Origin of the sequence: Streptomyces cyaneus (assembly GCF_004028635.1) — a bacterium.
Taxonomy (GTDB): Bacteria; Actinomycetota; Actinomycetes; order Streptomycetales; family Streptomycetaceae; genus Streptomyces; species Streptomyces cyaneus.
Genome location: NZ_RQJW01000007.1, coordinates 218,450 through 243,194, shown reverse-complemented (window position 1 = coordinate 243,194; position 24,745 = coordinate 218,450). Strand labels below are relative to the sequence as shown.

Annotated in this window: 23 protein-coding genes and 1 tRNA gene; 14 read left to right on the top strand and 10 right to left on the bottom strand. The window is 71.0% G+C overall.

Features of this window, described 5'->3' with window-relative positions; translation table 11 throughout:
* Window positions 1-4 precede the first annotated feature (4 nt).
* The 10 genes from EHO50_RS26500 (at window position 5) to EHO50_RS26455 (ending at window position 11,488) form a co-directional block, all read left to right on the top strand.
* Window positions 5-1,228 (top strand): NAD(P)/FAD-dependent oxidoreductase, encoded by a 1,224-nt coding sequence (locus EHO50_RS26500; RefSeq protein ID WP_246101460.1) that lies wholly within the window; start codon window positions 5-7, stop codon window positions 1,226-1,228.
* The gene (locus EHO50_RS26495) at window positions 1,206-2,258 is read left to right on the top strand and encodes a DMT family transporter (protein WP_128433710.1); all 1,053 of its coding nucleotides are present in this window, start codon (window positions 1,206-1,208) and stop codon (window positions 2,256-2,258) included. The genes EHO50_RS26500 and EHO50_RS26495 overlap by 23 nt, the downstream gene beginning before the upstream one ends.
* A gap of 30 nt (window positions 2,259-2,288) precedes the next feature.
* Window positions 2,289-2,843: a DUF3291 domain-containing protein gene (locus EHO50_RS26490; protein ID WP_128433709.1), complete on the top strand. Its 555-nt coding sequence runs from the start codon at window positions 2,289-2,291 to the stop codon at window positions 2,841-2,843.
* Between the two features lie 289 nt (window positions 2,844-3,132).
* Entirely contained in the window at window positions 3,133-5,043 is a 1,911-nt protein-coding gene (locus EHO50_RS26485) for a class I tRNA ligase family protein (protein ID WP_246101459.1), read from the top strand.
* Window positions 5,040-6,161 (top strand): NAD(P)/FAD-dependent oxidoreductase, encoded by a 1,122-nt coding sequence (locus EHO50_RS26480; protein ID WP_246101458.1) that lies wholly within the window; start codon window positions 5,040-5,042, stop codon window positions 6,159-6,161. The genes EHO50_RS26485 and EHO50_RS26480 overlap by 4 nt, the downstream gene beginning before the upstream one ends.
* Window positions 6,162-6,227: 66 nt before the next feature.
* Window positions 6,228-6,737 (top strand): GNAT family N-acetyltransferase, encoded by a 510-nt coding sequence (locus EHO50_RS26475; RefSeq protein WP_128433707.1) that lies wholly within the window; start codon window positions 6,228-6,230, stop codon window positions 6,735-6,737.
* Window positions 6,734-8,035 carry a lysine N(6)-hydroxylase/L-ornithine N(5)-oxygenase family protein gene (locus EHO50_RS26470; RefSeq protein ID WP_128433706.1) on the top strand — a complete coding sequence of 434 codons (1,302 nt, stop codon included), beginning with the start codon at window positions 6,734-6,736 and terminating at the stop codon, window positions 8,033-8,035. The genes EHO50_RS26475 and EHO50_RS26470 overlap by 4 nt, the downstream gene beginning before the upstream one ends.
* Window positions 8,035-9,285 carry an APC family permease gene (locus EHO50_RS26465; RefSeq protein ID WP_246101456.1) on the top strand — a complete coding sequence of 417 codons (1,251 nt, stop codon included), beginning with the start codon at window positions 8,035-8,037 and terminating at the stop codon, window positions 9,283-9,285. Before EHO50_RS26470 ends, EHO50_RS26465 begins: the two co-directional genes overlap by 1 nt.
* Window positions 9,286-9,373: 88 nt before the next feature.
* Entirely contained in the window at window positions 9,374-10,624 is a 1,251-nt protein-coding gene (gene ectB / locus EHO50_RS26460; RefSeq protein WP_128433705.1) for a diaminobutyrate--2-oxoglutarate transaminase, read from the top strand.
* Window positions 10,625-10,789: 165 nt separating this feature from the next.
* Window positions 10,790-11,488, top strand: coding sequence for a TetR/AcrR family transcriptional regulator (locus EHO50_RS26455; RefSeq protein ID WP_128433704.1), 699 nt, complete (start codon window positions 10,790-10,792; stop codon window positions 11,486-11,488).
* A gap of 70 nt (window positions 11,489-11,558) precedes the next feature.
* On the opposite strand, the gene EHO50_RS26450 is transcribed toward EHO50_RS26455, so the two are convergent.
* Window positions 11,559-12,890 (bottom strand): glycosyltransferase family 39 protein, encoded by a 1,332-nt coding sequence (locus tag EHO50_RS26450; protein WP_128433703.1) that lies wholly within the window; start codon window positions 12,888-12,890, stop codon window positions 11,559-11,561.
* A gap of 114 nt (window positions 12,891-13,004) precedes the next feature.
* Here EHO50_RS26450 and EHO50_RS26445 point away from each other — a divergent pair, with 114 nt between their 5' ends.
* Window positions 13,005-14,228, top strand: coding sequence for a molybdopterin-dependent oxidoreductase (locus EHO50_RS26445; RefSeq protein WP_164904951.1), 1,224 nt, complete (start codon window positions 13,005-13,007; stop codon window positions 14,226-14,228).
* 328 nt (window positions 14,229-14,556) lie between these two features.
* Here EHO50_RS26445 and EHO50_RS26435 read toward each other — a convergent pair whose 3' ends face one another.
* From EHO50_RS26435 to EHO50_RS26425, 3 genes are read right to left on the bottom strand one after another with little or no spacing between them, the layout of a single operon-like run.
* Window positions 14,557-15,309: a class I SAM-dependent methyltransferase gene (locus tag EHO50_RS26435; RefSeq protein ID WP_128433701.1), complete on the bottom strand. Its 753-nt coding sequence runs from the start codon at window positions 15,307-15,309 to the stop codon at window positions 14,557-14,559.
* Window positions 15,306-15,923, bottom strand: coding sequence for a TIGR04282 family arsenosugar biosynthesis glycosyltransferase (locus EHO50_RS26430; protein WP_128433700.1), 618 nt, complete (start codon window positions 15,921-15,923; stop codon window positions 15,306-15,308). The genes EHO50_RS26435 and EHO50_RS26430 overlap by 4 nt, the downstream gene beginning before the upstream one ends.
* Window positions 15,920-16,621 carry a glycosyltransferase family 2 protein gene (locus EHO50_RS26425; RefSeq protein ID WP_128433699.1) on the bottom strand — a complete coding sequence of 234 codons (702 nt, stop codon included), beginning with the start codon at window positions 16,619-16,621 and terminating at the stop codon, window positions 15,920-15,922. Before EHO50_RS26425 ends, EHO50_RS26430 begins: the two co-directional genes overlap by 4 nt.
* Before the next feature lie 114 nt (window positions 16,622-16,735).
* Here EHO50_RS26425 and EHO50_RS26420 point away from each other — a divergent pair, with 114 nt between their 5' ends.
* Window positions 16,736-17,461, top strand: coding sequence for a response regulator transcription factor (locus tag EHO50_RS26420; protein ID WP_128433698.1), 726 nt, complete (start codon window positions 16,736-16,738; stop codon window positions 17,459-17,461).
* A 2-nt stretch (window positions 17,462-17,463) separates the two neighbouring features.
* Window positions 17,464-18,576 (top strand): sensor histidine kinase, encoded by a 1,113-nt coding sequence (locus tag EHO50_RS26415; RefSeq protein ID WP_128433697.1) that lies wholly within the window; start codon window positions 17,464-17,466, stop codon window positions 18,574-18,576.
* Between the two features lie 21 nt (window positions 18,577-18,597).
* On the opposite strand, the gene EHO50_RS26410 is transcribed toward EHO50_RS26415, so the two are convergent.
* A complete protein-coding gene (locus EHO50_RS26410; RefSeq protein ID WP_128433696.1) occupies window positions 18,598-19,602 on the bottom strand; it encodes an NAD-dependent epimerase/dehydratase family protein in 1,005 nt (334 codons plus the stop codon).
* A gap of 159 nt (window positions 19,603-19,761) precedes the next feature.
* Here EHO50_RS26410 and EHO50_RS26405 point away from each other — a divergent pair, with 159 nt between their 5' ends.
* On the top strand, window positions 19,762-20,499 hold the full coding sequence (locus EHO50_RS26405; RefSeq protein ID WP_128433695.1) for a flavodoxin family protein: 738 nt from the start codon (window positions 19,762-19,764) through the stop codon (window positions 20,497-20,499).
* 259 nt (window positions 20,500-20,758) lie between these two features.
* Here the strand turns inward: EHO50_RS26405 and EHO50_RS26400 are convergent, their stop codons facing one another.
* The 5 genes from EHO50_RS26400 to EHO50_RS26380 all read right to left on the bottom strand — a co-directional run bounded on the left by EHO50_RS26400 (window position 20,759) and on the right by EHO50_RS26380 (window position 24,742).
* Window positions 20,759-21,415 carry a DUF1326 domain-containing protein gene (locus tag EHO50_RS26400; protein ID WP_128433694.1) on the bottom strand — a complete coding sequence of 219 codons (657 nt, stop codon included), beginning with the start codon at window positions 21,413-21,415 and terminating at the stop codon, window positions 20,759-20,761.
* Window positions 21,416-21,663: 248 nt separating this feature from the next.
* Complete coding sequence (locus EHO50_RS26395; RefSeq protein ID WP_128433693.1) at window positions 21,664-22,500, bottom strand: DUF2182 domain-containing protein; 837 nt, start codon at window positions 22,498-22,500, stop codon at window positions 21,664-21,666.
* 198 nt (window positions 22,501-22,698) lie between these two features.
* A tRNA-Pro gene (locus EHO50_RS26390) sits at window positions 22,699-22,772 on the bottom strand.
* A 33-nt stretch (window positions 22,773-22,805) separates the two neighbouring features.
* Window positions 22,806-23,615, bottom strand: a complete 810-nt coding sequence (locus EHO50_RS26385) for a Pr6Pr family membrane protein (protein WP_128433692.1) — start codon at window positions 23,613-23,615, stop codon at window positions 22,806-22,808.
* Window positions 23,616-23,815: 200 nt separating this feature from the next.
* On the bottom strand, window positions 23,816-24,742 hold the full coding sequence (locus tag EHO50_RS26380) for a metallophosphoesterase (RefSeq protein ID WP_128433691.1): 927 nt from the start codon (window positions 24,740-24,742) through the stop codon (window positions 23,816-23,818).
* Window positions 24,743-24,745 lie beyond the last annotated feature (3 nt).

The window sequence follows — 24,745 nt, the reverse complement described above, 5'->3', positions numbered from 1 at the left end:
GACGTTGGATGTCGCGGTGGTGGGCGGAAGCATCGCCGGCTGTGCCACGGCAATCCGCTTCAGCCAGATGGGATATCGGGTCGCCGTCTTCGACAAGAAGGCGATGAACGACCAGTCCCACAAACGGCTCTGCACCCACTTCATCCAGCCGCACGCGGTGCCGCTCCTGGCCGACCTCGGGCTTGCGCACCTTTACGAGCCTGCCTGGTCCGTGCCCACCAAGGCCGTCTTCGTCACGCCCGGCGGTCTGGTCGAGGGACCCGGCGGCTATGTCCCCGGGCCGCCGAATTCGTACGCGCTCAATCTCGAACGGCGCGTGCTCGACCCCGCACTCCGAACGGCCGCGCAGAAGCAGGGCGTTCAGTACATCGACTCCACCGCGGTGGAGAGCATCGAGGAAGACGAATCCGGCTGGATCCTCAACACCCGCGGTGAGACCGGATCCCACCCCTTCCGGGCCCGTCTGGTGGTGGCCGCGGACGGGCGTCGTTCGCGGCTGGCCAAGGAGCTCGGCAACGCGACCGAAGAACATCCGAACGAACGCGCGGCCCTTTTCGGTTACTTCTCGGGGATCAAGACCCGAGAGGACAACCGCTCGATCTTCATCATGAACGACCGGGACCTGGCCTGCGTCTATCCGCTCGTCGAGGGCAGGACCCAGCTCGTCCTCTTCGCGGAGAAGTCGCGGGTCGAGGGTTGGCAGGGAGCGGACGGCCGGCTCCAGCAGTTCATGGACTACTTCGATGCCCTGCCGGACGCGCCCTCGATGGCCGACGCGGTCCCGGAGACGGGCCTGCTGGGCTACAGCGACTATCCGAGCCAGGTTCGTCAGCCGGTGGTGGGCTCGGTCCCGTTCGTCGGAGACGCGGCCCTGTCCGTGGATGCCATGAGTGGCGTCGGTTGTGGATTCGCGTTGGTGTCGGCCGATCTGCTGGCTCGCTCATTCGCTGACCGATCGCTGGCCAAGGCCGATCTCACAGACGGACTGGCCGAATACCGGCAGCGGTTCGAAGAGGTCCTCCTCCCGCATGTCGAGACCATATGCGGGGATTCCCTCGTCGAGAAGAACGAGGCGTCCCGGCAGCGGATGTTCCAGGTCATCAGCGGCAATGAGGAACTGAGCCAGAAGTATCTGGCCCTCAGTGGCCGCATGCTGATGCCGAACGAATTCCAAAGAGACCTCGTTCGTGCGCTGATGTCCAGAGGTGCGGCTGGTCTCAAACGCTAGCCCGTCCCATGTGCCGCGAGAGTCAAGAAACAGTGATATGCGTATGAAACAAGCTCCGTCACTTCTCATCGGGGTGCTGTGCGGCGTCAGCGCCAACCTGATCTGGGGTCTGGCATTTCTGATGCCGGTGCTGCTCCCCGACGCGGACGCTGTCACACTCGCGCTGGGGCGGTACCTCGTCTTCGGACTGGTATCGCTCAGCATCGTGATCTTCACGCGCGGCGCCGGGATGCGCGGCCTTGATCGGCGAATATGGTTCACGGGCCTGGCGTTCGCCTTCGCCGGCCACGTGGGCTACTACTTCTTCCTGGTGCAGGGGATCAGGCACACAGGGGCGCCCATCACCACCGTGATCATCGGAACGCTCCCCGTGACCGTTGCGGTGACGGGCAACTGGGTCCGCAAGGAGTTTCCGTTCTCGCGGCTGCTGATTCCCCTCGGATTCATCACGGTCGGTCTGGTCCTGGTCAATCTCATGGAGGTCGACTGGGACACGGCCCTCAGCGGTCACGACGGAACGACGTGGGCGATCGGCCTCGCGTCGGCGCTGACGGCGCTGTGCCTGTGGACGTGGTACGCGGTGTCCAACGCCGCCTTCCTCAGAAGGCACCCGGAGATCCAGCCGTCCACCTGGTCCACGCTCATGGGCGTGTGCAACCTGGCGCTTTCCCTGCTCGCCCTGCCGATCGCCGCCATGTCCGGCGGAGTGCACATCGGCGGAGCGGACTCGTTCGTCCCGCTGCTCATCGGCAGTGTGGTTCTCGGGTTCCTCGTCTCATGGGTCGGAACAGTGCTCTGGAACCGTTCCTCGGGATTGGTGCCGATTTCCATCGCGGGGCAGCTCGTCGTCATCCAGGTGATTTCCGGACTGATCTATGTCTTTACGTGGGACGGCCGTATGCCACCGCCGTTGGAGCTGGCCGGAATCGCACTGCTCATCGGTGGCGTTCTGTTGGCCCTCCGCCGTACCCGCACAACACCGCCGGCCACCGAAGCCAAACTCACCGAAAAGGCCGAGGTGAGTTCATGAACGGTACACACAAGGGGAGGACAGAGACTGATGTCGCGCGTCGCGTTCACTACTTTCGCGATCCTGAAGAAGCCGTACGGGAATCCTGAAGTCCAGGAGTTCGACGACCTGACGCCGCCCACGTTCGAAGAGGCGGAAGGCAGCCCGGGATTCATCGCCCGGGCGAAGGAAGACCCCGGCCAGAGTCACATAACCAACTTCGAGCGGGACTGGGGGGAGTGGGGCAAGTTCGACGTACCGCGCTTCTACACGGGCGGCCGGACCAACGAGACCGACAGCCGTGCCTCCACTCTGTCGCTGTGGAGCGATCTGGAGTCCGTGTTCTCCTTCGTCTACTCAGGACTGCATCGCAGCACTCTGCGCAGGCGGCACGAGTGGTTCCTCAAGCCCGAGTGGCCCACCTACGCGGTGTGGTGGGTCTCCGATGACACCATCCCCACCTGGTCGGACGCCTGTTACCGGCTGGAGCACCTGCACGACAACGGTGCGACTCCCGTCTCGTTCACCCTCCGCCAGCCTTTCGCCCCCGACGGCACTCCGACTCAGCTGCGCGGCATGGCCGAGCGACGAGGGGCCGACGCCTGACCGTCCTCGGGGGCCGCGCCCGTAAGACGCTCCGCTTGCCTCACGACATGACGTACGCGCAGACCGAGTTCGCGCCGAGTCCATGTCGCGCTTCGCCACAAGAGCCTGCCTCGAAGACCGCACGGCTCGTCCCGACCGCCTGAACAGGCCGTCCGTGCGGGCCGGCAGTCCTCACCGCCGGCGCGCTCAGCCACCTCATCCACTTCACACCACCCGGGGATTTTCTGTGATCACGCGTGCCTTCGACAGGTCGGCGATGAGCTGGTCCTATGAGATGCACCTTCAACCCATGCTGTCCGCAACCGACATCGAGGGGCTGCCGTTCGGGTCCGTCTTCGGCAGTGTCCCCGCGCACACCGTCTCGAAGCGGCACGCCCACCAGGACGGCGAGATGTTCATCGTCCTGGCCGGCAAGGCCGTCGTGGTGCTCGGCGACGAGGAGCGTGAGCTGGAACCCGGCGGGGTCGTCTACCTCTCGCCCTTCGGCTACCACGAGATCCGCAACGAGTCCGACGAGGCGTTCGACATCGTCTCGATCTACTGGGAGCACATACCGAGCGCCGTCAAGGCCCTCGAAGAAGCCCCTCCGCGCGGCGCGCTCGCCGAGCGCACGCTGGTCTTCTGCCCCCCGCCCACGCCCAACGGCGGACTGCACCTGGGCCACCTCGCGGGCCCGTACGTCCGGGCCGACATGCTGGTGCGCGCGCTGCGCAGCATGGGCCGCGACGCCCGGTACGTGACCGGCACCGATGACCACCAGTCGTATGTCGCCACCGCCGCGCGACTGCGCGGTACGGACCCGGCCGACGTGGCCACGGCCGAGGGCGACGCCATCCTGGCGACCCTGCGCGCGGCGGGCGTCGGCTGCGACCGGCTCACCCGTCCCACCGGGGACCCCGAACACGCCGACCGGATGCGGGAGTTGTTCGCCCGGGTGGCGTCCTCGGCCGCCGTCACGGAGGAGAAGCGGGAGACGGCGTACTGCCCGACGTGCGACCTGTCGCTGCACCAGGCGTTCGCCCGCGGGGCCTGCGCGCACTGCGGCGCGGCCAGCGACGGGGAGATCTGCGAGGCCTGCGGCCGGCCCAACGAAGCCCGGGAGCTCACCGGCCTGCAGTGCCGGATCTGCGGCACCGCGGCCGTCACCCGCCCGGAGCAGGCGCTGTGGCTGGACCTCAACGCCTACGCCGACCAGCTGCGGGACTACCTGCGCAGCGCCTACACCTCGCCCGACCTGCAGACCCTGGTGGAGCGGCTGCTCGACGAGGGGCTGCCCCCGTACCGGCTCGCCCGAACCACCGAGTGGGGCGTCGCCGTCGGGGACGGCCAGGCCATCGACGCCTGGACGGACCTCGCGCTGACCTTCCTGGACGCGGCCCGGGCCGAGTCCGAGCAGGGTGGCCCGGCGAAGATCACGCTCTTCCTCGGCTACGACAACAGCTTCTACTACGCGGTGCTCCTGCCGATCCTGGCCTTCGCGGCCGACCTCACCGAGCACCTGCCCGCCGCGTTCGTCACCAACCAGTTCCTGCACCTGGAGGACGCGAAGTTCTCCACCAGCCGGGGCCACGCGGTCTGGGCCGACGACGCGCTCGCCGCGGCGGGACCGGACGCCGTACGCCTGGCCCTGCTGCGCAACGCCCCCGAAGGACGCGTCACGCGCATCACCCAGGAGCGCGCCGGCCAGCTGGCGCAGGACCCGCTGTACGTCGACGCTCAGGACTGGCTGGGCGGCTTCGCGGCCCTGACCGAGCAGTCCGGCGGCCAGGTGCCGGGCACCGGTGCCTGGACGGACGCGCACCGCGAGTTCTACCGCTACCTCAACCTGACCACCCAGCAGCTCGACGGTCTGCTGCTCCCGGAGTCCTTCAGCGCGCGTGGATACGTCCGCCTGCTGGAGTCCTTCGTGGCACGCTGCGCCGAGTTCCGGGCGACGGAGGAGGGGCTGCGCCGGGTCCCGTCACTGGCGGAGGAGGCGCGCACGAGCCTGGCCCTGGAGTACCTGGCGGCCAAGGTGTTCGCCGCGCTGGCCTGGCCGGTCGTCCCTGAGCTGTCCCAGCGGGTCTGGGACTGGCTGGGCCTGCCCGCACAGCCGGTTCGCGAGGCCGACTGGTCCTTCCTGCCGTCCGGCACGCGGTACGTGTCGGCCGCGCCCGACCTCGGGGCGGCGGCCGCCCCTGCCGCGGACGGGCGATCGTGAGCCAGGTCGGCACGACAGCGTCCCCTCCTGGCGGGGACCTGCCCGCCCGTGCGGACGTCGTGGTGGTGGGCGCCGGGATCACCGGCGCCTCCATCGCGCACCACCTCGCCCGCCGGGGTGTGTCCGTCGTCGTGGTCGAGCAGTCGCCGCAGTCGGCCGCCGGGGCCACCGGCGCCTCCGGCGGCATGGTGCGCGCCTACGACCTCGACCCCGCGATCGTGGAACTGGCGCTGTCGAGCCTGGCCACGTACCGGGACCCCGGGTGCTGGGCGTCGGGGCGGGCTGCGCTGCACGCCGTCGGCGCCGTGACCGTGGCCGACCCCGCCCAGGGGGGTGCCCTCCGGGAGGCCGCAGGGCAGATCAACGGCGCGCTGGGTGCCTCGGCGCACGTGGTGGCCGGGCGGGAGGAGGCGGCGGGGATACGCCTGCTCGGCGGCGTCGCCCTCGTCGAGCCGGAGGCGGGCTGGGTGGCACCGGCGGAGGTCACCGCGGACTGGCTGACGCAGGCACGCGCCGACGGTGCCGTCGTCCACCACGGGGTCCGCGTGCTCGAAGTGCAGGCACGTGGCGGGCGCCCGGCGGTGCGCACGGACGCGGGCGTGATCAGCGCGGGGGCCGTGGTCGCGGCGGTCGGGCCCTGGGCGGCCGACCCGGTGCCCGGGCTGCGGCCGGCTTCGCCGGTGCGATCGCGCTCGGTCCAGGTGAGCATCGTCGAGCGCCGCCCTCCCGCGCCGCCCCACGCGACCTTCATCGACCTGCGCACCGGGCTGTACGCCAAGCCGGTCGGCCCGGACCGGACGCTGATCGGCATGCCCCACCTCGTGTGGGACTCCCCCTTCGACGCGCAGCCGGACACCGCGCACGCCGAGGCCACCCGTTCCGCACTCACCGCCCACTTCCCGTGGCTCACGACAGCGGCGCCGCTCAGCACGATCCGCGCCGCGGACGCCTACGGCTCACCCGGCGGCGGGCCGGCGTCCGGGCTGCTGGAGGACACCGGCGTACCGCACGTGTGGTCGGTGCGGGCCTGGAACGGCGGCGGCGTCAAGACGGCACCGGAGGCCGGCCGCCGCATCGCGGACGCGTGCATGGCCGACGCCTTCTCCGACGCCGTCTGACAGCCGCCCGCCCGGCGGCACCGACACCCGCAATCGACCCCCTCCGACACAGCAACGAGGTGCCCCATGCCGGACGCAGCCGCTCCACCGCTCCTCGTCGAGCGCGTGGACGCGTCCAATTTCGAGGCGACCCTGCCGCTCATCGCCGAGTACCAGAAGTTCTACGGCCGAGAGCCCGATGACTCCGTGAACCGACGGTTCTTCGGCGAGCTGCTGGGAGACAACCCGCACGGACTCCAACTGGCCGCCCGTCAGGGGCCGCACGTGATCGGCTTCGCCACCCTCTACTGGGTGCGCGTCTCCACCAGAGCCGCCACCGCGGCCCTCCTCAACGACCTGTACGTCCGTCCCGAACACCGGGGCGGCAGGGAAGCCGGCGTCGGAACGGCGCTGCTGCAGGCGGCCGCACGCGAGGCCGGCGACCGGGGCTTCTCCCAACTCACCTGGGAGACCGCGCCCGACAACCGCTCGGCGCAGGCACTGTACGACCGCTTCCTGCTCAGGGCCGCGCAGCCCGGGGGGCCCTCGACCTGGATCCACTACTCATATCCGCTTTCCGCCAAGGGGGAACAATGACTCGCTGCCACGATGTGCTGGGCATAGGTTTCGGTCCGGCCAACCTCGCTCTGGCCATCGCACTCGAGGAAGAGGGCCACGACCTCGACGTGCACTTCCTGGAATCCAGGCCGGGCCCGTCCTGGCAGAGCGCCATGATGCTCGACGGGTCGGACATCCAGAACCACCCCGTGCGCGACCTCGTGTCGCTGCGCAATCCGCGCAGCCGCTACAGCTTCATCAACTACCTCTTCGAGAACGGGCGCCTGCTCGAGCACCTCAACGTCCCGATGGAGTTCCCGCTGCGCAAGGACTATGCGCGGTACGTCACCTGGGCCGCGGGCCACTTCAGCCGACTGGTCGACTACGGCGTGCAGGTCACCGGCGTCGCCGTCGACGTCGATGCCGAGGGCCGTCGGATCTACACCGTCACCACCTCCACCGGAGACACCCACCAGGCGCGCGCTCTGGTGATCGGCACCGGACGTGCCCCCTTCATCCCGGAACCGTTCGACGAGGTGGACTCCCCGCGCGTCTTCCACCTGACGCGCTACCTGCCGGCTCTGCAGCAGCTGGAAGAGCTGGGCGTGGCCGGTGAGGGCGAGAAGTCGCCGCGCGCCGTGACGGTCATCGGGGGCAGCCAGAGCGCCGTCGAACTCACGCTCGACCTCGCGCGGCGCTTCCCCCGCGCCAAGGTGACCACCCTCGTACGCTCGCTGACGCTCCGTCAGAAGGACACCAGCCCGTTCAGCGAGGAGGGGTACTTCCCCGACTTCACCGACTACTACTACCGGGCCTCCCGTGAGCGCAAGGACGACATCGACACGTTCATGCGCCTGACGAACTACTCGTCGGCCGACGGCGATGTGCTGCGCGAGCTGTACCGGCTCATCTACGAGCAGCGCCTGGACGGCGACCAGAAGGTGTTCGTCAGCGGCAGCCGCCAGGTGCGTGAGATCAAGGTGCTGGAGGACGGCGTCCACCTCGGAGTCGAGGAGCTGAACACCGGGGAGTCCGAGGAGCACCAGGCCGACTTCGTCGTCCTGGCCACCGGATTCCGCGATCTCGGCCCGGCTGCCCACCAGGAGCGCGTGCCCGCTCTCATGCGTGGCATCGCCGACGACTTCAGCTTCGACAGCCACGGCTACCTGGCCGTCGGCCCGGACTACGAAGTGCAGCCGCTGGGCGCCGACACGCCCGCGCTCTTCCTCAACGGCCTGTGCGAGTCCAGCCATGGAATCGGTGACGCCGGTTCGTTCAGCCTGCTGTCGCTCAGGGCCAAGGTCATCGCAGAGAGCCTCCGGAAGCGTCTTCCGTAATGGAGCCGGCAGCCACCTCTGTCCCCGGCGCGGCGATCGAGCCGCGCCGACCGGGAGCGGATACGGGCGAGGCGACGGCGAATGCGGGCGAGGCGACGGGGGCGCGAAGGCCGGAGCTGCAGATCGCCGCACACGTCTCCAGCGGTGTTCTGGGAGCCGGGATGCTGGTCATGCCGCCCGTCGTCGCGGCCTTGGCGGGCGGTGACAGCCTCCTCGTCTGGTCGGCCCACATCCTGCTCGGTGGATCGATCAGCCTCATGCTGGCCATGTTGGTCCGCGCGAGGGTGCGCTCGGCCTCGTTGGCGGGTGCCGTCGGGGCCCTGCTGGGCTCGTGGGCGCAACGGGCGGTGGACGGCGTCTTCGCCGTCGCCTTCACTGCCGGGCAGGCGGCCATCGCATGGTTCGCCGCGACCTGTCTGTTGACGGCCGCCGACGGTTCTCCGCCAGGTCCGGGGACGGACGGTCTCCTTCTCGCCCTCGGCATACTCGTGGTGGCCGTGCTCGCGGCGCTCAGTCCGCTGTCGCTTCCGGCCGCCGTGCTCCGGCTGCGTCCCTGGGCCACCGGGGCGGTGGCGCTGGCCTGCTTCGCCTGGGGCTGGCCCGCCGCACCCGCGGCGGGTTCGCACACGCCGCTGGCACCGTCGGGACTCTCTCCCGACGGCGCCCAATGGCTGGCCCTCGCGGCGCTGTTCTTCGCCGGTGTCGGATGGGAATCAGTCACCGCCGTAGTCCCCTCCGCCGCGGCCGGGCCGAGGCGCACCGCCACGGGCGTGGCCCTGGGAGCGGCCGCAGTGGCCGTCGTCTACCTGGGCCTGGCCACGGTCCACCGCCTGGCCGCCGAGGCACCCGCAGCCCAGCACTCGCTCTCCACGCCACTGCGCTGGGCGTTCGCCATCGCGACGGCCGCCGTGCTGACCTCGTACTGCTTCACCAACGTGCGCACCGCCGCCCGAATCGCCACCCGGCTGCGCCCCGGCGACCCGGGTCCCTCCGAACGAGGCCCCGCCAAGGCCGTCATCGCGGCCGTCGGCATCGCCTGCTGCGCCTTCGCCTGTGCGGGCGCGGCCGGGGACGGTGCCGTCCCCCTCCTGCTGCTGGGGCCGGCCGCGGCCGCACTGCTCGGCTACGGCCTGGCAGCCGCAGCGGCCGTACGCCGCGGCGGTCCGCTCCTACGGAGCGCCGGAGCCACGGTACTGCTCGTGCTCGTCGGCATCGCGGTCCTCGCCGTGCCTTACCTGCTCGGTGGATGAGCGATGGCCAAGCCCTTTCCGCCCACGCGGTGTACGCCCAGCAGACCGCCGCTCTCCCCCTCTCCCCCTCCATCTCCGAGGAGACCTCATGATCGCCCCCACAATCGAATCTGAAGTCCGCAGCTACTGCAGGAACTGGCCCGTGGTGTTCGACCAGGGGCGCGGCAGCCGCATGTTCGATCGCGACGGCCGCGTCTATCTGGACTTCTTCGCCGGCGCCAGCGCCCTGAACTACGGCCACAACCACCCCGTCCTCAAACGGGCGCTGCTCGATTACCTCGAGCAGGACGGTGTCACCCACAGCCTGGACATGCTGACCGCCGCCAAGGAGGACTTCCTCACGGAGTTCGGGACGCGGGTGCTCGGCCCTCGCGGACTGGACTACCGGGTACAGTTCCCCGGCCCCACCGGGACCAACAGCGTGGAGGCCGCGCTCAAGCTCGCCCGCAAGGTGACCGGGCGTCAGACGATCGTCGCCTTCACCGGTGCCTTCCACGGCATGTCGCTGGGTTCACTGGCCGTCACGGGAAACGCGAGCAAGCGCGCCGGGGCCGGCGTTGCGCTGGGACACACCTTGCGCATCCCCTACGACGGGTTCTCCGGAGGCGAGGTGTCCGGGCTGAAGCTGCTGGACAGCATGCTTGCCGACAGCAGCAGCGGCGTGGATCTCCCCGCAGCCGTCATCGTGGAGACCGTGCAGGGTGAGGGCGGCGTCAACCCGGCCGGCTGGACCTGGCTCGCCGACCTCGCGGAGCTGTGCAGCCGCCGAGGCATCCTCCTGATCGTCGACGACATCCAGATGGGCTGCGGCCGCACGGGGCCCTTCTTCAGCTTCGAGGCCGCCGGGATCACCCCGGACATCGTCTGCCTGTCCAAGTCCCTCAGCGGATACGGCCTGCCGATGTCCCTCACGCTCTTCCGCACCGAGTTGGACGTATGGCAACCGGGCGAGCACAACGGCACGTTCCGCGGCAACAACCCGGCATTCGTGACGGCAGCCGCCGCCCTGCGGGAGTTCTGGGCGGACAGCACCCTGGAGAAGCGGACCGAGGAACGGGGCCTGCTGTTCGAGCAGAGGCTGAACGACCTCGCCGATCAGCACGCGGCGCACATAACGGCGTCGCGCGGCCGCGGCCTGGTGTGGGGCCTGGCCTTCCGCGAGCCCGACATGGCCCGGCAGGTCGCTGACGCGGCCTTCGCCCGCGGTCTCCTGGTCGAGACGTCGGGCTCCTACGACGAGGTGGTGAAGCTCATGCCGGCCCTGACCTCCACGGACGAGGAACTGACCGAGGGCCTCGGCATCCTGCAGGACTCGGTGACATCAACCGTGGGCGCCTGACCCACACCCAGAGCCGCGGCGGGGCTACCACCGGACCCCCGCCGCGCCCCTCCCCATGCCCAGCTGGGGCCGGCTCCGACGATGGCGAAGCCGGGCACGGCGATCCTTTCGTGAGGACGAGGCACGGAAACCGGATAGGGCAATCCGATTGATAGGCTGACTGGTATGAACCCTCCCTCCGAGCACCGTGACGCCCCGGCCGACCAGCGGTTGCGCAGTGACGCCGAGCGCAATCGGGAGCGGATCATCGCTGCCGCGCGCACGGTGTTCGCGCGTGACGGCCTGGGCGCCTCGATGGCCTCCGTGGCCCGTCAGGCGGGGGTCGGGATCGCCACCATGTTCCGCCGCTTCCCCACCAAGGAGGAGCTGGTCGAAGCCGTGTTCTGCGACCGCATGGACGCCTACGTCGATGCGGTCGCCGTCGCTCTGGACGACCCCGACCCCTGGCACGGCTTCACCGTCTACATCGAGGCGGCCTGCGCGATGCAGGCCGCCGACTACGGCTTCGCGGACGTCCTGACCACGACCTTCCCGACCGCCAAAGCCCTGGAGAAGCGCCGGAACGAGGCGTACGAGGGCATGGTGGAACTCATCAGCCGGGCCAAGGCCACAGGTCGCCTGCGGGAGGACTTCGAGTCCTCGGACCTGGTACTGCTCCACATGGCCAACGCCGGCGTCATCAACGCCACCAGCGACGCCGCCCCCGACTCCTGGCGACGCGTCGTCGCCCTGTTCCTCCAGTCCTTCGAGGCCCCGGCCCGCGGCCCCCTGCCCGCCTCACCCGAACACGACGCCCTCTACAAGGCCATGCTCCGCACCACCCCGACGGACCCCGGTGCACCGGAGCCGAACAAGAGCGACTGACGTCGCTGGACGACACCCTCACCGCCCTCCGCGCCGACGGCAGCCACCAGACCGGGCTCCCTCCCCAGCGTCACCACCCGGTGAGCAGCAGATGGTTGAGAAGCAGCGCGAGTACCGCCTGAGCGGCCAGCCAGGCGCGGGGTCGGGTGAGGAGGGCGCAGGCCGGCAGCAGCCACACCGCGAAGGGGAGCCAGATGCGTTCGGTCTCGGCCTTGCTCATGCCGGACAGGTCGGCGGCCAGGAGGGCGAGGAGGGCCGCGGACACGAGAAGGGCGAGGCGGACGTGCCCGTGGGGTTCGGTGCGCCGCCGGAGCAGCACGGCACCCGTCCGCCGCAGCCCCGGTGCTGTCGCCAGGCCCGTGATCAGGACCGCGCAGGCGAGGTTCGCCCACACCCAGTAGCCGTACGGGCGGATGCCGCCCACGCCCTGGTAGTAGCGCGTGACCAGAAGCCGGTACGCCTCCCACCAGTCGAACCCGGCGAGGGTGAATGCCGTCGGGACGACGGCCAGACCGGCGAGCAGCGCCGCGAGCAGCATGGGCCGCTCCCGGACGTGCCGTCGGCCGAGCAGCAGCACCGCCGCGCCGATGAGAGCGACGAGGGTGAGGCCGTACGAGAGGTAGCAGGTGAGCCCGAAGAGGAGTCCGGCTGCTGCCGCCCACCACCAGGACCGACCGGTGACCGCGAGTGCCAGCAGCGCCACGGCCCACGCCGCGACCGCCGCGAAGTACGCGTCGGCCGAGGTGCCCATCCACACCGCGGCCGGGGCCAGGACCAGGAAGGGCGCCGCTCGTCGCGCGAGGTTCTCACCGGCCAGTGCCCGTACCGCGACCAGCACGGCCACGCATGCCGTGGCGCCGACGGCGATGCACCACACCCCGGCCCAGCCGCCGCCCCGCAGGCCGATCCGGTCGAGGAGGACGAAGGTGAGCGTCGCCGCCGGGGGGTGCCCGGCGACATGGGCAGGCCAGTTGTCGGGGGACTCCAGAAGGATGTGGTGGGTGAAGTCCCGCAGGGTGGCCGGGATGTCGTCGAAGCGGTCGATGACCTGGAGGTACTCGTGTGGGGTGGTGAGCCGGCCCGCGATGCCCCGCTGCCGGCCGTCGATCAGGGCGAGGGAGGCGATCCAGGCCGTTGCCGTCGCCCAGGCCGTCGCGAGCAGGACCCGCCAGGGCAGCCGGGCGGCGAGGACGGGGCCGTATGCCACCACGGCCGCCGCCACGAGGAGGGCGGCCGGGGTGCCGGGACCGACGTGTGGGGCCCAAGTGGCCAGCAGCGGTGGCCAGTTGACGAACAGCGTGTGGTGGGAGTGCTGGATGTGCCGTCCGACCAGTACGGCCGCCGTGACGAGGAGGGCGGCGGCCAGGGCGGCGTACAGATCGCGGAGGAGGGGGCGGGTCACATCCGCACGCTAGGCCGGGCGCCGGGTTGAAGTACCTCCGTCCGGGCCAGACGTCAGCGTTTCGTCATGGGTCGCGGAGCCGTTCCGGGGGTGTGTCGCACCTACGGTCGAGCCATGACACGGTCTCCTTCCTCGCCGGGCTTCTGGCGCAGCCCCCTGCGCGGCCCGCGGCTGACCTCGGTGCTGGGTGTCGTCCTGCTCGGCGGGATCACGGTGCTGTTCGTGACGGGGCTGGTGTCCTACGCCGCCTACAACCCGAACCTGTCGCCGGTGAACGACAAGACCCCGGACAAGGGGATCCTCGGCTTCTACCTGTTCTCCTGGCCCACCGACCCGCACTGGCTGTACCGGCTGAACCAGGGTGTTCACGTCACGCTCGGCGTCACCCTGATCCCGGTGCTGCTGGCCAAGCTGTGGTCGGTGATCCCGAGGCTGTTCGCGCTGCCGCCGGCCCGCTCGCTCGCGCACGCCCTGGAGCGGATCTCGCTGCTGTTGCTGGTAGGCGGCGCGCTGTTCGAGTTCGTGACCGGCGTGCTCAACATCCAGCTGGACTACATCTTCCCGGGGTCCTTCTACACCCTGCACTTCTACGGGGCGTGGGTGTTCTTCGCCGCGTTCATCGTCCACGTCGTACTGAAGACGCCCATGGCACTGCGCAATCTGCGGCACCTGCGGGAGGAGAAGGACGACCTGGTCTCCCCGCGCCCGGATCCGCCGACCGTCTCCCGGCGTGGTGCCCTGTGGTTCGTCGGGGGCGGCTCGCTGCTGCTGTTCGCGACCACGGTCGGGCAGAGCTTCGACGGACTGCTGCGGCGCACCGCCCTGCTGGCCCCGCACGGCGGAGCCGATCCGGGCAGTGGCCCGAACGGCTTCCAGATCAACAAGACGGCCCGGTACGCAGGAATCGACGCGGCGGAGACGACCGAGGACGCCTGGCACCTCGTCGTGACCGGACGCACCGGTACCGTCCGCCTGAGCCGCGCCCAGCTGGCCCGACTTCCCCTGCACAGCGCGGCGTTGCCCATCGCCTGCGTCGAGGGCTGGTCGACGTCCGACCAGTGGTGGCTCGGCGTGCGGCTGCGCGACCTCGCCGCGCTCGTCGGGTACGACGACGATCCGCCGGACGTGCTCGTCGAGTCCCTCCAGCGACGCGGCGCCTTCCGCCGTGCCGCCCTGCGGGCCAACCAGGTCGCCGACCCGCGCTCCCTGCTCGCCCTGTACGTCAACGGCGAGGACCTGTCCCCCGACCACGGCTTCCCGGCACGGATCATCGTGCCCGCGGCGCCCGGCGTGCTGAACACCAAGTGGGTGGCCCGTATGACCTTCGGAGACCTCTGATGCCCCGACTGATGCGCCGACCGCCGATCCCTGTCGGAAGTCCGTTCCAACTTCTGCTGCTCGCCGCCTCGTTCGCACTCGCCGGCTACGCGGGGGTGCGCCTCCTCGCCGACGACTGGTTCGCGGTGGCGGTGTGGTTCGTGGGGGCGGCGCTGCTGCACGACCTCGTCCTGCTGCCGCTGTACGCGGTGGCGGACCGGTCCGTCGTACGGGGGCTCGGCGCGGCAGGACGACGGGAGTGGGCGATGTACGTCCGGGTCCCGGCAGCGTTGTCCGGTCTGCTCCTGCTGGTGTGGTTCCCGCTGATCAGCGGGATGGTGGAGCGGCGTTACCGCCTGGGCACCGGACTGTCTCCGGAGGGCTTCCTGGCCCGCTGGCTGCTGATCACTGCCGTGCTCTTCGGCGCCTCGGCGCTACTGCTGGCGCTGCGGCTGCGCAGGGCGACGAAGCAGCGCCCGCCGGCCGTCCACTGACCGACAGCCCTCCACCCCACCCTGCGTGCATGACGCAGCAGGGCCGGGGTGCCGAGCCGCGCCCAGGGGAACGCGCCGTCCGATGCACAGCCGTGGGTGACGTCGACGACCTGCACCTCGACACGCTCGTCGATGTCCACCGGCGCGGTCTCGGCGATCAACAGGCCGCCGGGGGAGAGGAGTTCGGCCACCCGGTCCAGCAGGGCGACCGGATCGCCGCCGATGCCGACGTTGCCGTCCATGAGCAGGACGGTGCCCCAGCGGCCCTCGCCGGGCAGGGAGTCGAACACCGAGCGTCGCAGTGCCTGGCCCCCGAGCCGTACGGCGTGGTGGACGGCGGTCTCGCTGACGTCGATGCCGAGGACGGTCCGGCCGCGCGCGGCGAGTTCCGCGACGAGCCGCCCGGGTCCGCAGCCGACGTCGAGCACGGCGCCCTCGCACCGGGCCAGTACGTCGAGGTCGACCGGGTCGGCGTGCGCGCACCAGCGTTCGACGTCGAGCGGCAGCAGCCAGCCGTCGGCGCGCCGCAGGAACAGCGGGCCACGACCGGCGCGCAGGGCGGTGGCGTACGGGTCGGCGACGGCCCAGGCGGCAGGCGTCGTGGTCATGGGCGCGTCACCGCCCGGCACCGGGCCAGCCGTGCCGCGAACTTCCCGCGCGGGGCGAGCGCGGCGACGGCGTGGGCGTCTGCGGCCGTGTCGACGTCCCGCAGGCGGGGCAGGTCCCGCACGCGCAGCCCCGCGCGCACGAGCCGCTCCCGTTGTACGGCGCCGGTGACCGGCGTCGACATGGGCACGCCCCGGAGCAGGGCGGGGTCGGGCTCGGCCAGCCCGAGGGCCCAGAAGCCGCCGTCCTCGGCCGGACCGAAGTACGCGTCGCAGTCCGCGAAGTCGAAGGTGAGCAGCTGAGGCGTCACCTGCGGGGTGTCCATGCCGATCAGCAGGGCGGGGCCGTCGCACCCGGCGAAAGCGGCCGCGAGCCGTTCGTCGAGACCGCCCGCGCACTGCCGTACGACGTCGAAGCCGGACGGAAGCCAGGGACCGGCAGTGCCGTCCAGCACGAGGACGCGGCGGGCGGCGGGCGTTGCCGCCACGGCCCGCAGGGTGTCGGCGAGCGCGGCCTCCGCGAGCGCCGCAGCTTCCGACGGCGTGAACGGCGGGGTGAGCCGGGTCTTGACCCGGCCCGGCACAGGCTCCTTGGCGATGACGAGGAGGGTGGTCACCGGGCCGCCGTCCTCTCGCTCACGCGTGCTTCGTTCAGCACGCGGCTCATGTCCCGCACCGCCTGCCAGGTGCCGCGCCAGGTGCCCGTCACCTTCGAGGCGCCGGTGCGGGGCAGGTAGGGGACGTCGTGCTCGGCGATGCGCCAGCCCGCGTCGGCGGCGCGCACCACCATCTGGAGCGGGTAGCCGCTGCGCCGGTCGGTGAGGTGGAGGGCGAGCAGGGGCTCTCGGCGGGCGGCGCGCAAGGGTCCGAGGTCGTGCAGGCGCAGACCGGTGCGGCGGCGCAGCAGCAGGGCGAGCGCGAGGTTGCCGGCCCTGGCGTGCGGAGGCCAGGCGCCGCGGCTCTGCGGCCGCCTGCGGCCGAGCACCAGGTCGGCCGCGCCGGAGCGGACCTCGCGAACGAAGGGTTCCAGCCGGCCCGGGTCGAGGGAGGCGTCGCAGTCGCAGAAGCACACGAACTCGGCGGTGGCCGCCGTCAGCCCCGCGTGGCAGGCCGCGCCGAAACCCCGCCGAGGCTCGTGCACGACGGTCGCGCCGAGCGTGCGGGCGATCTCGGCCGAACCGTCGGTGGAGCCGTTGTCCACGACCAGGGCCCGCCAGCCGGCCGGAATCCGGGCCAGGACCCAGGGCAGGGCCTCGGCCTCGTTCAGGCAGGGGAGCACGACATCTACATCTCCGTCGGTGGTCACGGCTCTCACCCTACGAACGGGAATCGGGCATATCGGTCCTTCGCTCCTTACGAAACGCGGACGTCGGAGCCCCGGGAGCCGACGGAAGCCGCACAGAGGCAGGCCCGGTGCGAGGCTGGGGGCATGCAGCAGTCGTACGAGTCGGGCGCAGCGGACGCCCGCGGCCGGGTCCTGGTCGTCGATGACGACCCCACGGTCGCGGAGGTCGTCGCCGGTTACCTGGACCGGGCCGGATATGTCGTCGACCGGGCCGACGACGGTCCGGCAGCCCTGAGCCGGGCCGCCGCACACTGGCCGGACCTGGTGGTGCTGGACCTGATGCTGCCCGGCATGGACGGCCTGGAGGTCTGCCGCCGGATGCGCGGCCACGGGCCCGTGCCGGTCATCATGCTCACCGCGCGCGGCGACGAGGACGACCGCATCCTCGGCCTGGAGGTCGGCGCCGACGACTACGTCACCAAGCCGTTCAGCCCCCGCGAACTCGTCCTCAGAGTGGAGTCGGTGCTGCGCCGCGTACGGCCCGAAGCAGGTACGCGGGCGCTGAGCGCGGCCGGCCTGACCGTCGACCCGGCCGCCCGCCGCGCCACCAAGAACGGCACCGAACTCGCCCTCACCCTCCGCGAGTTCGACCTCCTCGCCTTCTTCCTGCGCAATCAGGGGCGGGCGTACGGCCGCGAAGACCTGATGCGCGAGGTGTGGGGCTGGGACTTCGGCGACCTGTCCACCGTCACCGTCCACGTCCGCCGGCTGCGCGGCAAGGTCGAGGACGACCCGGCCCGGCCGCGGCTGATCCAGACGGTGTGGGGCGTGGGCTACCGCTTCGAACCCGGCGGCGGGGAGGAGGACTGACCGTGCGCGACACCTTCCTCATCGCCCTGTACGCGTTCGCCGGTGCCGCCGTCACCGGCCTGGCCGGAGCCGGTGCGCTGCGCCTGCTGCGCCGCCGCTCGCTCACCGCCTCGCTCACCGTGGTCGCCGCGGTCGGAGTGGTCGCCATGCTCGCGGGCACGCTCGCCGTCGCCTGGGCGATGTTCCTGTCGCCGCACGACCTCACCGTGGTGACCACCGTGGTGGCGATGGCGGCCGTGGTCTCCCTCGCGACCGCGCTGCTGCTGGGCCGCTGGGTCGTCGCCCGCAGCCGTGAACTCGCCCTCGCCGCCCGCTCGTTCGGCGACGGCGGCGACTTCTCCGCGCCCGACGTTCCGGCCACCGCCGAACTGGAGTCACTCAGCCGGGAGCTGGCGGCCACCAGCGCGAAGCTCGCCGAATCCCGCCACCGTGAACGCGCGTTGGAGACTTCCCGACGCGAACTGGTCGCCTGGATCTCCCACGACCTGCGCACCCCGCTGGCCGGCCTGCGTGCCATGTCCGAGGCGCTGGAAGACGGAGTCGCCGCCGACCCCGACCGCTACCTGAGGCAGATCCGCACCGAGGTCGAACGCCTCAACGACATGGTCGGCGACCTCTTCGAACTCTCCCGCATCCACGCCGGAACCCTGCCCCTGAACCCCGCCAGGATCTCCCTGTACGACCTGATCGGCGACGCCCTCGCGGGCGCGGACCCGCTCGCCCGCGAACACGGCGTAAAGCTGGTCGGCGACGATGTGGACGCGGTCCCGGTCGAGGTCGACGGCAAGGAGATGAGCCGCGTCCTGGGCAACCTCCTGGTCAACGCCATCCGCCGCACCCCCGCCGACGGCACGGTCGCGGTCGCCGCCGAGCGCTCGCCCGACGGTGTGGTCGTGTCCGTCACGGACGGCTGCGGCGGCATCCCCGACGAGGACCTGCCCCGCGTCTTCGACACCGGCTGGCGCGGCACGCACGCCCGGACCCCACCGGCAGGCGCGGGGCTGGGTCTGGCCATCGTCCGCGGGATCGTGGAGGCCCACCACGGGCGGGCCACCGTACGCAACATCCCGGGCGGCTGCCGCTTCGAGGTGGTGCTGCCCGCCGCCGCTTCCTGAACACGGGCAGCACCACCGGTCCTACGCCCACCGCATCCCGGCACGCGCGAACTCCGCCATGCCCTCCGCGAAGCCGACCTGCGGCTTCCAGCCCAGCTCGGACCGTAGCAGTGCGGAGTCCGCGGTGATGTGCCGGACGTCTCCCAGCCGGTACTCGCCGGTGACGACGGGCTCGGGTCCCCCGCACGCGTCCGCCAGCGCCCGCGCCATCTCGCCCACGGTGTGCGGCTCACCGCTGCCCGTGTTGTACGCCGTCAGCGCCCCGCTCGGTGCCCCGGCCGCCTCCAGCGCGGCCACGTTGGCGGCGGCCACGTCCCGCACGTGCACGAAATCCCGTCGCTGACGGCCGTCCTCGAAGACACGCGGCGCTTCGCCCCGGGCGAGGGCGGACCGGAAGAAGGAGGCGACCCCGGCGTACGGGGTGTCGCGGGGCATCCGGGGCCCGTACACGTTGTGGTAGCGCAGCGACACCGCCGAGCAGCTCGTCGACCGGGCCCACGCGGCGGCCAGGTGCTCCTGCGCGAGCTTGGTCGTGGCGTACACGTTCCGCGGATCGACCGGCGCGTCCTCCCCGACCAGCCCGGGAGCCAGTGCCTGGCCGCACACCGGACACGGCGGCTCGAACCGCCCCGCGTCCAGATCGGCGACGTCCCGCGGCCCCGGCCGCACCACCCCGTGCCGCCGGCACTCGTACCGCCCCTCCCCGTACACGACCATCGACCCGGCCAGCACGAGACGCCGTACCCCCGCTTCGGCCATCGCGGCGAGCAGCACGGCGGTGCCCAGGTCGTTGCGCGAGACGTACTCCGCCGCGTCGGCGACCCCGTCGCCGAGCCCGACCATGGCCGCCTGGTGGCAGACGGCGTCGACACCGGCCAGCGCGCGGGCGACCGCCACCGGGTCCCGCACATCGGCGCCGGGATCCGCCCGGACGTCGTACACGACCGGCTCGTGCCCGTGGGCCGCGAGCGCCTCGACGACATGGGACCCGATGAACCCGGCACCGCCGGTGACCAGTACACGCATACGGCCACGCTAGGTCCGTGGCGGCGCCGCGCCCCGTGACCGGCCCGGCACGTCATCACTCCGTAAGACGTCGAAGGCGCGTCGGAAGGGGACAAAACGGCACCTCCGCGAGACGCTGCCGTACGCGTCCCCCCCCACTCGCCGCCCAGGGAGACCCCCATGGCAACGTCGCCTGCCCCCTCCTCGCACGACTCCTACCGCTTCGACGACCTCACCGCCCTGTTCATCAACTGCACGCTCAAGCCGTCCCCGCAGCTCAGCCACACCCAGGGACTGATCGACAAGAGCGCGGCGGTCATGATGGAGCGCGGGATCACCACCTCCGAGATCCGGGCCGTCGACCACGACATCGCCCCCGGCGTATATCCGGACATGACCGAGTACGGCTTCGCAGTCGACGAGTGGCCCGCACTGTACGAGCAGGTGATGGCCGCCGACATCCTGGTCCTGGCCGGCCCGATCTGGCTGGGCGACAACAGCTCCGTCACCAAGAAGGTCATCGAGCGCCTCTACGCCTGCTCCTCACTGCTCAACTCCCAGGGCCAGTACGCCTACTACGGCCGCGTCGGAGGCTGTCTGATCACCGGAAACGAGGACGGCGTCAAGCACTGCGCGATGAACGTCCTCTACAGCCTCCAGCACCTCGGCTACACGATCCCGCCCCAGGCCGACGCCGGCTGGATCGGCGCGGCCGGCCCCGGACCGTCATACCTCGACCCGGATTCCGGCGGCCCGCAGAATGACTTCACCAACCGCAACACCGCCTTCATGACCTGGAACCTGATGCACCTGGCTGCCCTGCTCAAGCGCTCGGGTGGCGTGCCGGCCCATGGCAACCAGCGCTCCGAATGGGACGCCGGCTGCCGTGCCGACGCGGCCAACCCCGAACACCGCTGAGACGCTCAAGGAGACCGGCCTGCTCACCTCCGAGCGATCCAGGGTTGGCGATCACGCGCAAGCGATCAAGCCGGCGACGAAGATGCCGGCATGGGCGGTGGAGGCGCGACCGAGGCTCTCGTTGCGCTGCGTACCAACGCGCAGGTCCGAGTGCCAGATTCCTCCCAGCGTGGGGCAGTACTGGCGTCCTGCGATGGGCGCGGACTGCAGTGAGTCACAGGTCGTCCGTCGTGCGCAACCAGGCCGGGCAGCCGGCTCTTCAGTCAGGGCCGCTCCAGTCGAATGGGAAGTACTTGCTCGATTTGCCGGAGCGTTCCCAGGAGAAGCCGAATGCGTCGGCGCGGTCGACGGTGGCTCGGCCCCATGTGGCGATCTGGCCCGGCCCCACTTCGGCGCCTGGGGCGTTGTGGACCTGGACGCGTGCGCCGTTCGGGGTGGTCGGGCCGGTGAGAGCCTCGGCGGTCGCCGTGACACGGCCTGGGATCTCGGCTCGCCAGGTGGCAAGGTCCTCGTCGATCTCCACGTGGATGGGGGCGATGTCCATGCCACGCATCTCGGGGTGGAACATCTCCCCGAACTGTGCCGGCCATCCGCCCGCCTCACCGCCGAAGACGGCCCCGAGTGCAGCCCGCTGCTGGTCGTCGGCGCGTTCGTCGAGGAAGACCGCGGCGTACGGATCGGTATGCGTGCCGGCCCACGGGTTGCCCTCGAAGGAGCCGAGCATCAGGACGTTGAGATCGCCGAGCTGTACGTCTCCGAAGTTGCCTTCCCGGATGTGCCAGACCAGTACGCCTTCACAGTCACCGTAGGTCGGGGGCTGCGCGAACGTGCAGGGGCAGGGTATGGCGCACTTGCACACGTCGAACCAGTCGCCGGCCAGGTGCCAGCGCGTAACGGTGGTGGCCTCTTCTGTCATCCCGCTTCCCTCCTGCCGAGCCCGAAAGAGCTCACTCGGAGTGGCGAGACCGCGTATCCCGAGCCCGCTCCCGGGATCGGGAGGGTGGCCTCCCCTCCAGCTTGCGCCTCACGTCCCGGTCGGGAAACCGGCCCACGTCGGCCATGGCCCCTGTGGTGGGCAGCGGCGGCGAGCCGCTCATCGAGCGGACCCACATCTGCCGAGTGGGCGGGAGCGCCAGGGAAGTGACCTGGCACGTATAGGGGTGATCACATGCCGTCCATTGACGGCATCGAGCCCTGCAGCCCCGGCAGCAGCCAGTCCTGAAACGGGGCGAGCAGGGCCAGGACGAGGAAGGCGACGCCCACGACGCTGGTGAGAAGCAGGCCCCGGGACCACAGCTTCTCCATGAAGATCACCAAGGCCAGTCCGGCCATCGCCGCCACGTTCATCACGCCGAGCGGAATGAGGACGACCATCAGTCCGGCGCAGCAGCCGACACAGTAGGCGCCGTGGTGGACGCCCACCCGCAGGTCGCGGGCCGGTCGCCGGAAGCCGGCGTAGCGCACCAGATGGCTCAGCGGGTCGCGGCAGTGCCGTAGGCAGACGTGCTTGAGGGGACCGAGTTGGTACAGGCCGGCCAGCAGGAAGGCGATCGAGCCGATCCAGCGTCCGGCGGTCGGATGGTCGTCCACCAAGTCGCCGGTGAAGGTCAGGGCCGCGTAGGCGAGCAGTCCGAACGCCGTCCACACCAACAGATACCCGCCCACGAACTCGATGGATCGGGCGGCCCGGGTCCAGCCTGAGGACTGCCGTCCGATGCCCCGCACCCAGGTGAGGGTCACCGGTGCCATGGACGGCAGCATCATGGCCGCCATCATCGTCACCCAGAGCAGCAGGAACAGGGGCAGCGCCATCCCCATGGTGCCGGGCTCGACCCCCATGTCCCGGGCCTGTCCGATCGTCAGCGCCCAGGCGGGCACCGCGATCAGGACGACGAGGATCCAGGCGGCCGCGAGATCCCGCGTGGGCAGCAACCCCCCGCCTGCTCCGGTGGGGGCGGGCGACCGGGTGGGTACGAAGGCGGAAGTCCGGCTGCGACGCATCGGTGTTGCCTCCTGCGGCTGCTTCCAGAACAGCACACGTGCACCTGCGACGCGACCTGGCCCAGGCGGTCCTTACGGCCAGTCAGCTGGGAGAAGCCGACCAAGATCTTCTCCCAGATTTCTCCCAAACGATCTCCAGAAAAGCAGGAAGGGCCTGATCCTCGTTGAGGATCAGGCCCTTGACCTGGTGTTTCTCTGTCGGGGTGGCGGGATTTGAACCCACGACCTCTTCGTCCCGAACGAAGCGCGCTGCCAAGCTGCGCTACACCCCGATGTCACTGCTTGTCGCGGCGACGACGTTTACTTTAGCCCACCGGTGGCTGGAGACGAAATCCGGTTTTCGTGCGGTGATGGGCGCGGTGGCGGATCGGGTTGGGGCGGGCGTGGTCGAGGGCCACGAGGAGGATGGCCAAGCCGTAGATGGCGAGGCCGATGAGGAGGGCGTTGGCCAGGACGCTCCGGTAGCCGTGCCGGCCCACGTCCAGGAACGGGTAGAGGTAGCGGGCCGGCGTGTCGGGGACCAGGAGCTCGCCTCGGGTGAGGGTGAACACCAGGTAGGTGAGGGGATAGATCAGCCAGGTCGCTGCCTGGCGGAGGTGCAGCCGGCCGGGGGCGGTCAGGAGCAGCCAGTCCAGCAGGGCCGCGACGGGCGTCGCCGTGTGCAGGACCTGGTTGGTGATCGCGTGCCAGCCCGTCGGGTCGGTGGCCTCGCCCGTGAGGACACCGGGCAGTGTGAAGGGGCTCGTCCCGTCGGCCAGGAGCAGGTGGTAGACGAGGCCCGTGGTCAGGGCGTAGAGCAGCGTGGCGCCCGTCAGGGACGAGGGGAGTGGGCGGCGGGCGGTCCAGGCGCGGCGGGCCGAGGCGATGAAGACAAGGGCCAGCAGGATGTCGCTCTGGATCGTGAAGTGGCTCAGGGTGCGCATGGGGCTGCCGAGGGCCAGCTCGACGGCTACCGCCGCAGCCGCGGCCAGGGCCACCACCAGGCGGAACACGGCGGCAAGGGGGCGGCGTACGGGCGCCATCACCGCCGTGGCGGGGACGTGGGAGGGCAGCAGCGCGGGGATGCCCGGTATCGCGGGGAGGTCCGGGATGTCCCTGGGTATCGGGGCGGTCATGCCCTCAAGCTAAGGAGCGTGGGCGAAATGGGCGATGTGGGTGGGCCGTGCGGGTTAATGGGGTTTATGGCGCGGGGTGCCGCCGTGGGCTCCTCGCTTCCTCCCCGCTCTCGCCCCGCTGGCTACGGCCCACATCAACCCCTCGTTACGGCCGACTCCCGCCCCCCTCGTTGCGGCCGGCTCCCGCCCCGCGTTACGACCTACTCCCGCCCCACCAACGTCAACAACGTCGCCTCCGGCGGGCAAGCGAAACGGAACGGGGTGTAGCGGTTCGTGCCGCAGCCCGCTGAGACGTGGAGGTACGCCGTGCGGTCGGCCGCCGTGTGCGTGGACAGGCCCTTCACGCGGTCCGTGTCCAGGTCGCAGTTGGTGATCAAGGCGCCGTAGAAGGGGATGCAGAGCTGTCCGCCATGGGTGTGGCCGGCGAGGATCAGGGGGTAGTCGTCGGCCGTGTAGGCGTCCAGGACGCGCAGGTACGGCGCGTGGACCACGCCCATCGAGAAGTCGGCGGCGCCGGACGGGCCACCGGCCACCTGCTCGTAGCGGTCCCTCTTGATGTGCGGGTCGTCCAGGCCGGTGAGCTCCACCGACACGCCCTCGACCTTCAGAGTCCCCCGCGTGTTCGTCAGGTTGAGCCAGCCCGCGGCGTCGAAGCCGTCGCGCAAGTCCTCCCACGGGTTGTGGATGGCGCCGACGACGGGCGGGTTGCCGTTCAGGCCGTGGCGGCCCTGCGTCTTCTCGAGCAGGTAGAGGGCGGGGTTGCGCAGCCTCGGGCCGTAGTAGTCGTTCGAGCCGAAGACGTACGCGCCCGGGAACTCCATCAGCGGGCCCAGCGCGTCCAGGACCTCGGGCACGCCCTCCGGGTCGGAGAGGTTGTCACCGGTGTTGATCACGAAGTCCGGGCGCAGGCCGGCCAGCGAGCGCAGCCAGCGCTGCTTCTTGCGCTGGCCGCCGACCATGTGGATGTCGGAGACCTGGAGCACGCGCAGCGGACGCATGCCGGCGGGCAGGACGGGGATCGTCACCCGTCGCAGGCGGAAGGAACGGGCCTCGAAACCCGCCGAGTAGAGAAGACCGGCGGCGCCGACCGCCGCGATGCCCAGGGGTACTCCGTAGCGCGCGTGCATACA

Excerpts from the sequence above, each read along its gene's own strand:
- EHO50_RS26490 (WP_128433709.1), top strand. The coding sequence starts at position 2,289 with ATGTCGCGCGTCGCGTTCACTACTTTCGCGATCCTGAAGAAGCCGTAC.
- EHO50_RS26485 (WP_246101459.1), top strand. The coding sequence starts at position 3,133 with ATGCTGTCCGCAACCGACATCGAGGGGCTGCCGTTCGGGTCCGTCTTC.
- EHO50_RS26475 (WP_128433707.1), top strand. The coding sequence starts at position 6,228 with ATGCCGGACGCAGCCGCTCCACCGCTCCTCGTCGAGCGCGTGGACGCG.
- EHO50_RS26470 (WP_128433706.1), top strand. The coding sequence starts at position 6,734 with ATGACTCGCTGCCACGATGTGCTGGGCATAGGTTTCGGTCCGGCCAAC.
- EHO50_RS26465 (WP_246101456.1), top strand. The coding sequence starts at position 8,035 with ATGGAGCCGGCAGCCACCTCTGTCCCCGGCGCGGCGATCGAGCCGCGC.
- ectB (WP_128433705.1), top strand. The coding sequence starts at position 9,374 with ATGATCGCCCCCACAATCGAATCTGAAGTCCGCAGCTACTGCAGGAAC.
- EHO50_RS26455 (WP_128433704.1), top strand. The coding sequence starts at position 10,790 with ATGAACCCTCCCTCCGAGCACCGTGACGCCCCGGCCGACCAGCGGTTG.
- EHO50_RS26445 (WP_164904951.1), top strand. The coding sequence starts at position 13,005 with ATGACACGGTCTCCTTCCTCGCCGGGCTTCTGGCGCAGCCCCCTGCGC.
- EHO50_RS26435 (WP_128433701.1), bottom strand. The coding sequence starts at position 15,309 with ATGACCACGACGCCTGCCGCCTGGGCCGTCGCCGACCCGTACGCCACC.
- EHO50_RS26420 (WP_128433698.1), top strand. The coding sequence starts at position 16,736 with ATGCAGCAGTCGTACGAGTCGGGCGCAGCGGACGCCCGCGGCCGGGTC.
- EHO50_RS26410 (WP_128433696.1), bottom strand. The coding sequence starts at position 19,602 with ATGCGTGTACTGGTCACCGGCGGTGCCGGGTTCATCGGGTCCCATGTC.
- EHO50_RS26405 (WP_128433695.1), top strand. The coding sequence starts at position 19,762 with ATGGCAACGTCGCCTGCCCCCTCCTCGCACGACTCCTACCGCTTCGAC.
- EHO50_RS26400 (WP_128433694.1), bottom strand. The coding sequence starts at position 21,415 with ATGACAGAAGAGGCCACCACCGTTACGCGCTGGCACCTGGCCGGCGAC.
- EHO50_RS26395 (WP_128433693.1), bottom strand. The coding sequence starts at position 22,500 with ATGCGTCGCAGCCGGACTTCCGCCTTCGTACCCACCCGGTCGCCCGCC.
- EHO50_RS26385 (WP_128433692.1), bottom strand. The coding sequence starts at position 23,615 with ATGACCGCCCCGATACCCAGGGACATCCCGGACCTCCCCGCGATACCG.
- EHO50_RS26380 (WP_128433691.1), bottom strand. The coding sequence starts at position 24,742 with ATGCACGCGCGCTACGGAGTACCCCTGGGCATCGCGGCGGTCGGCGCC.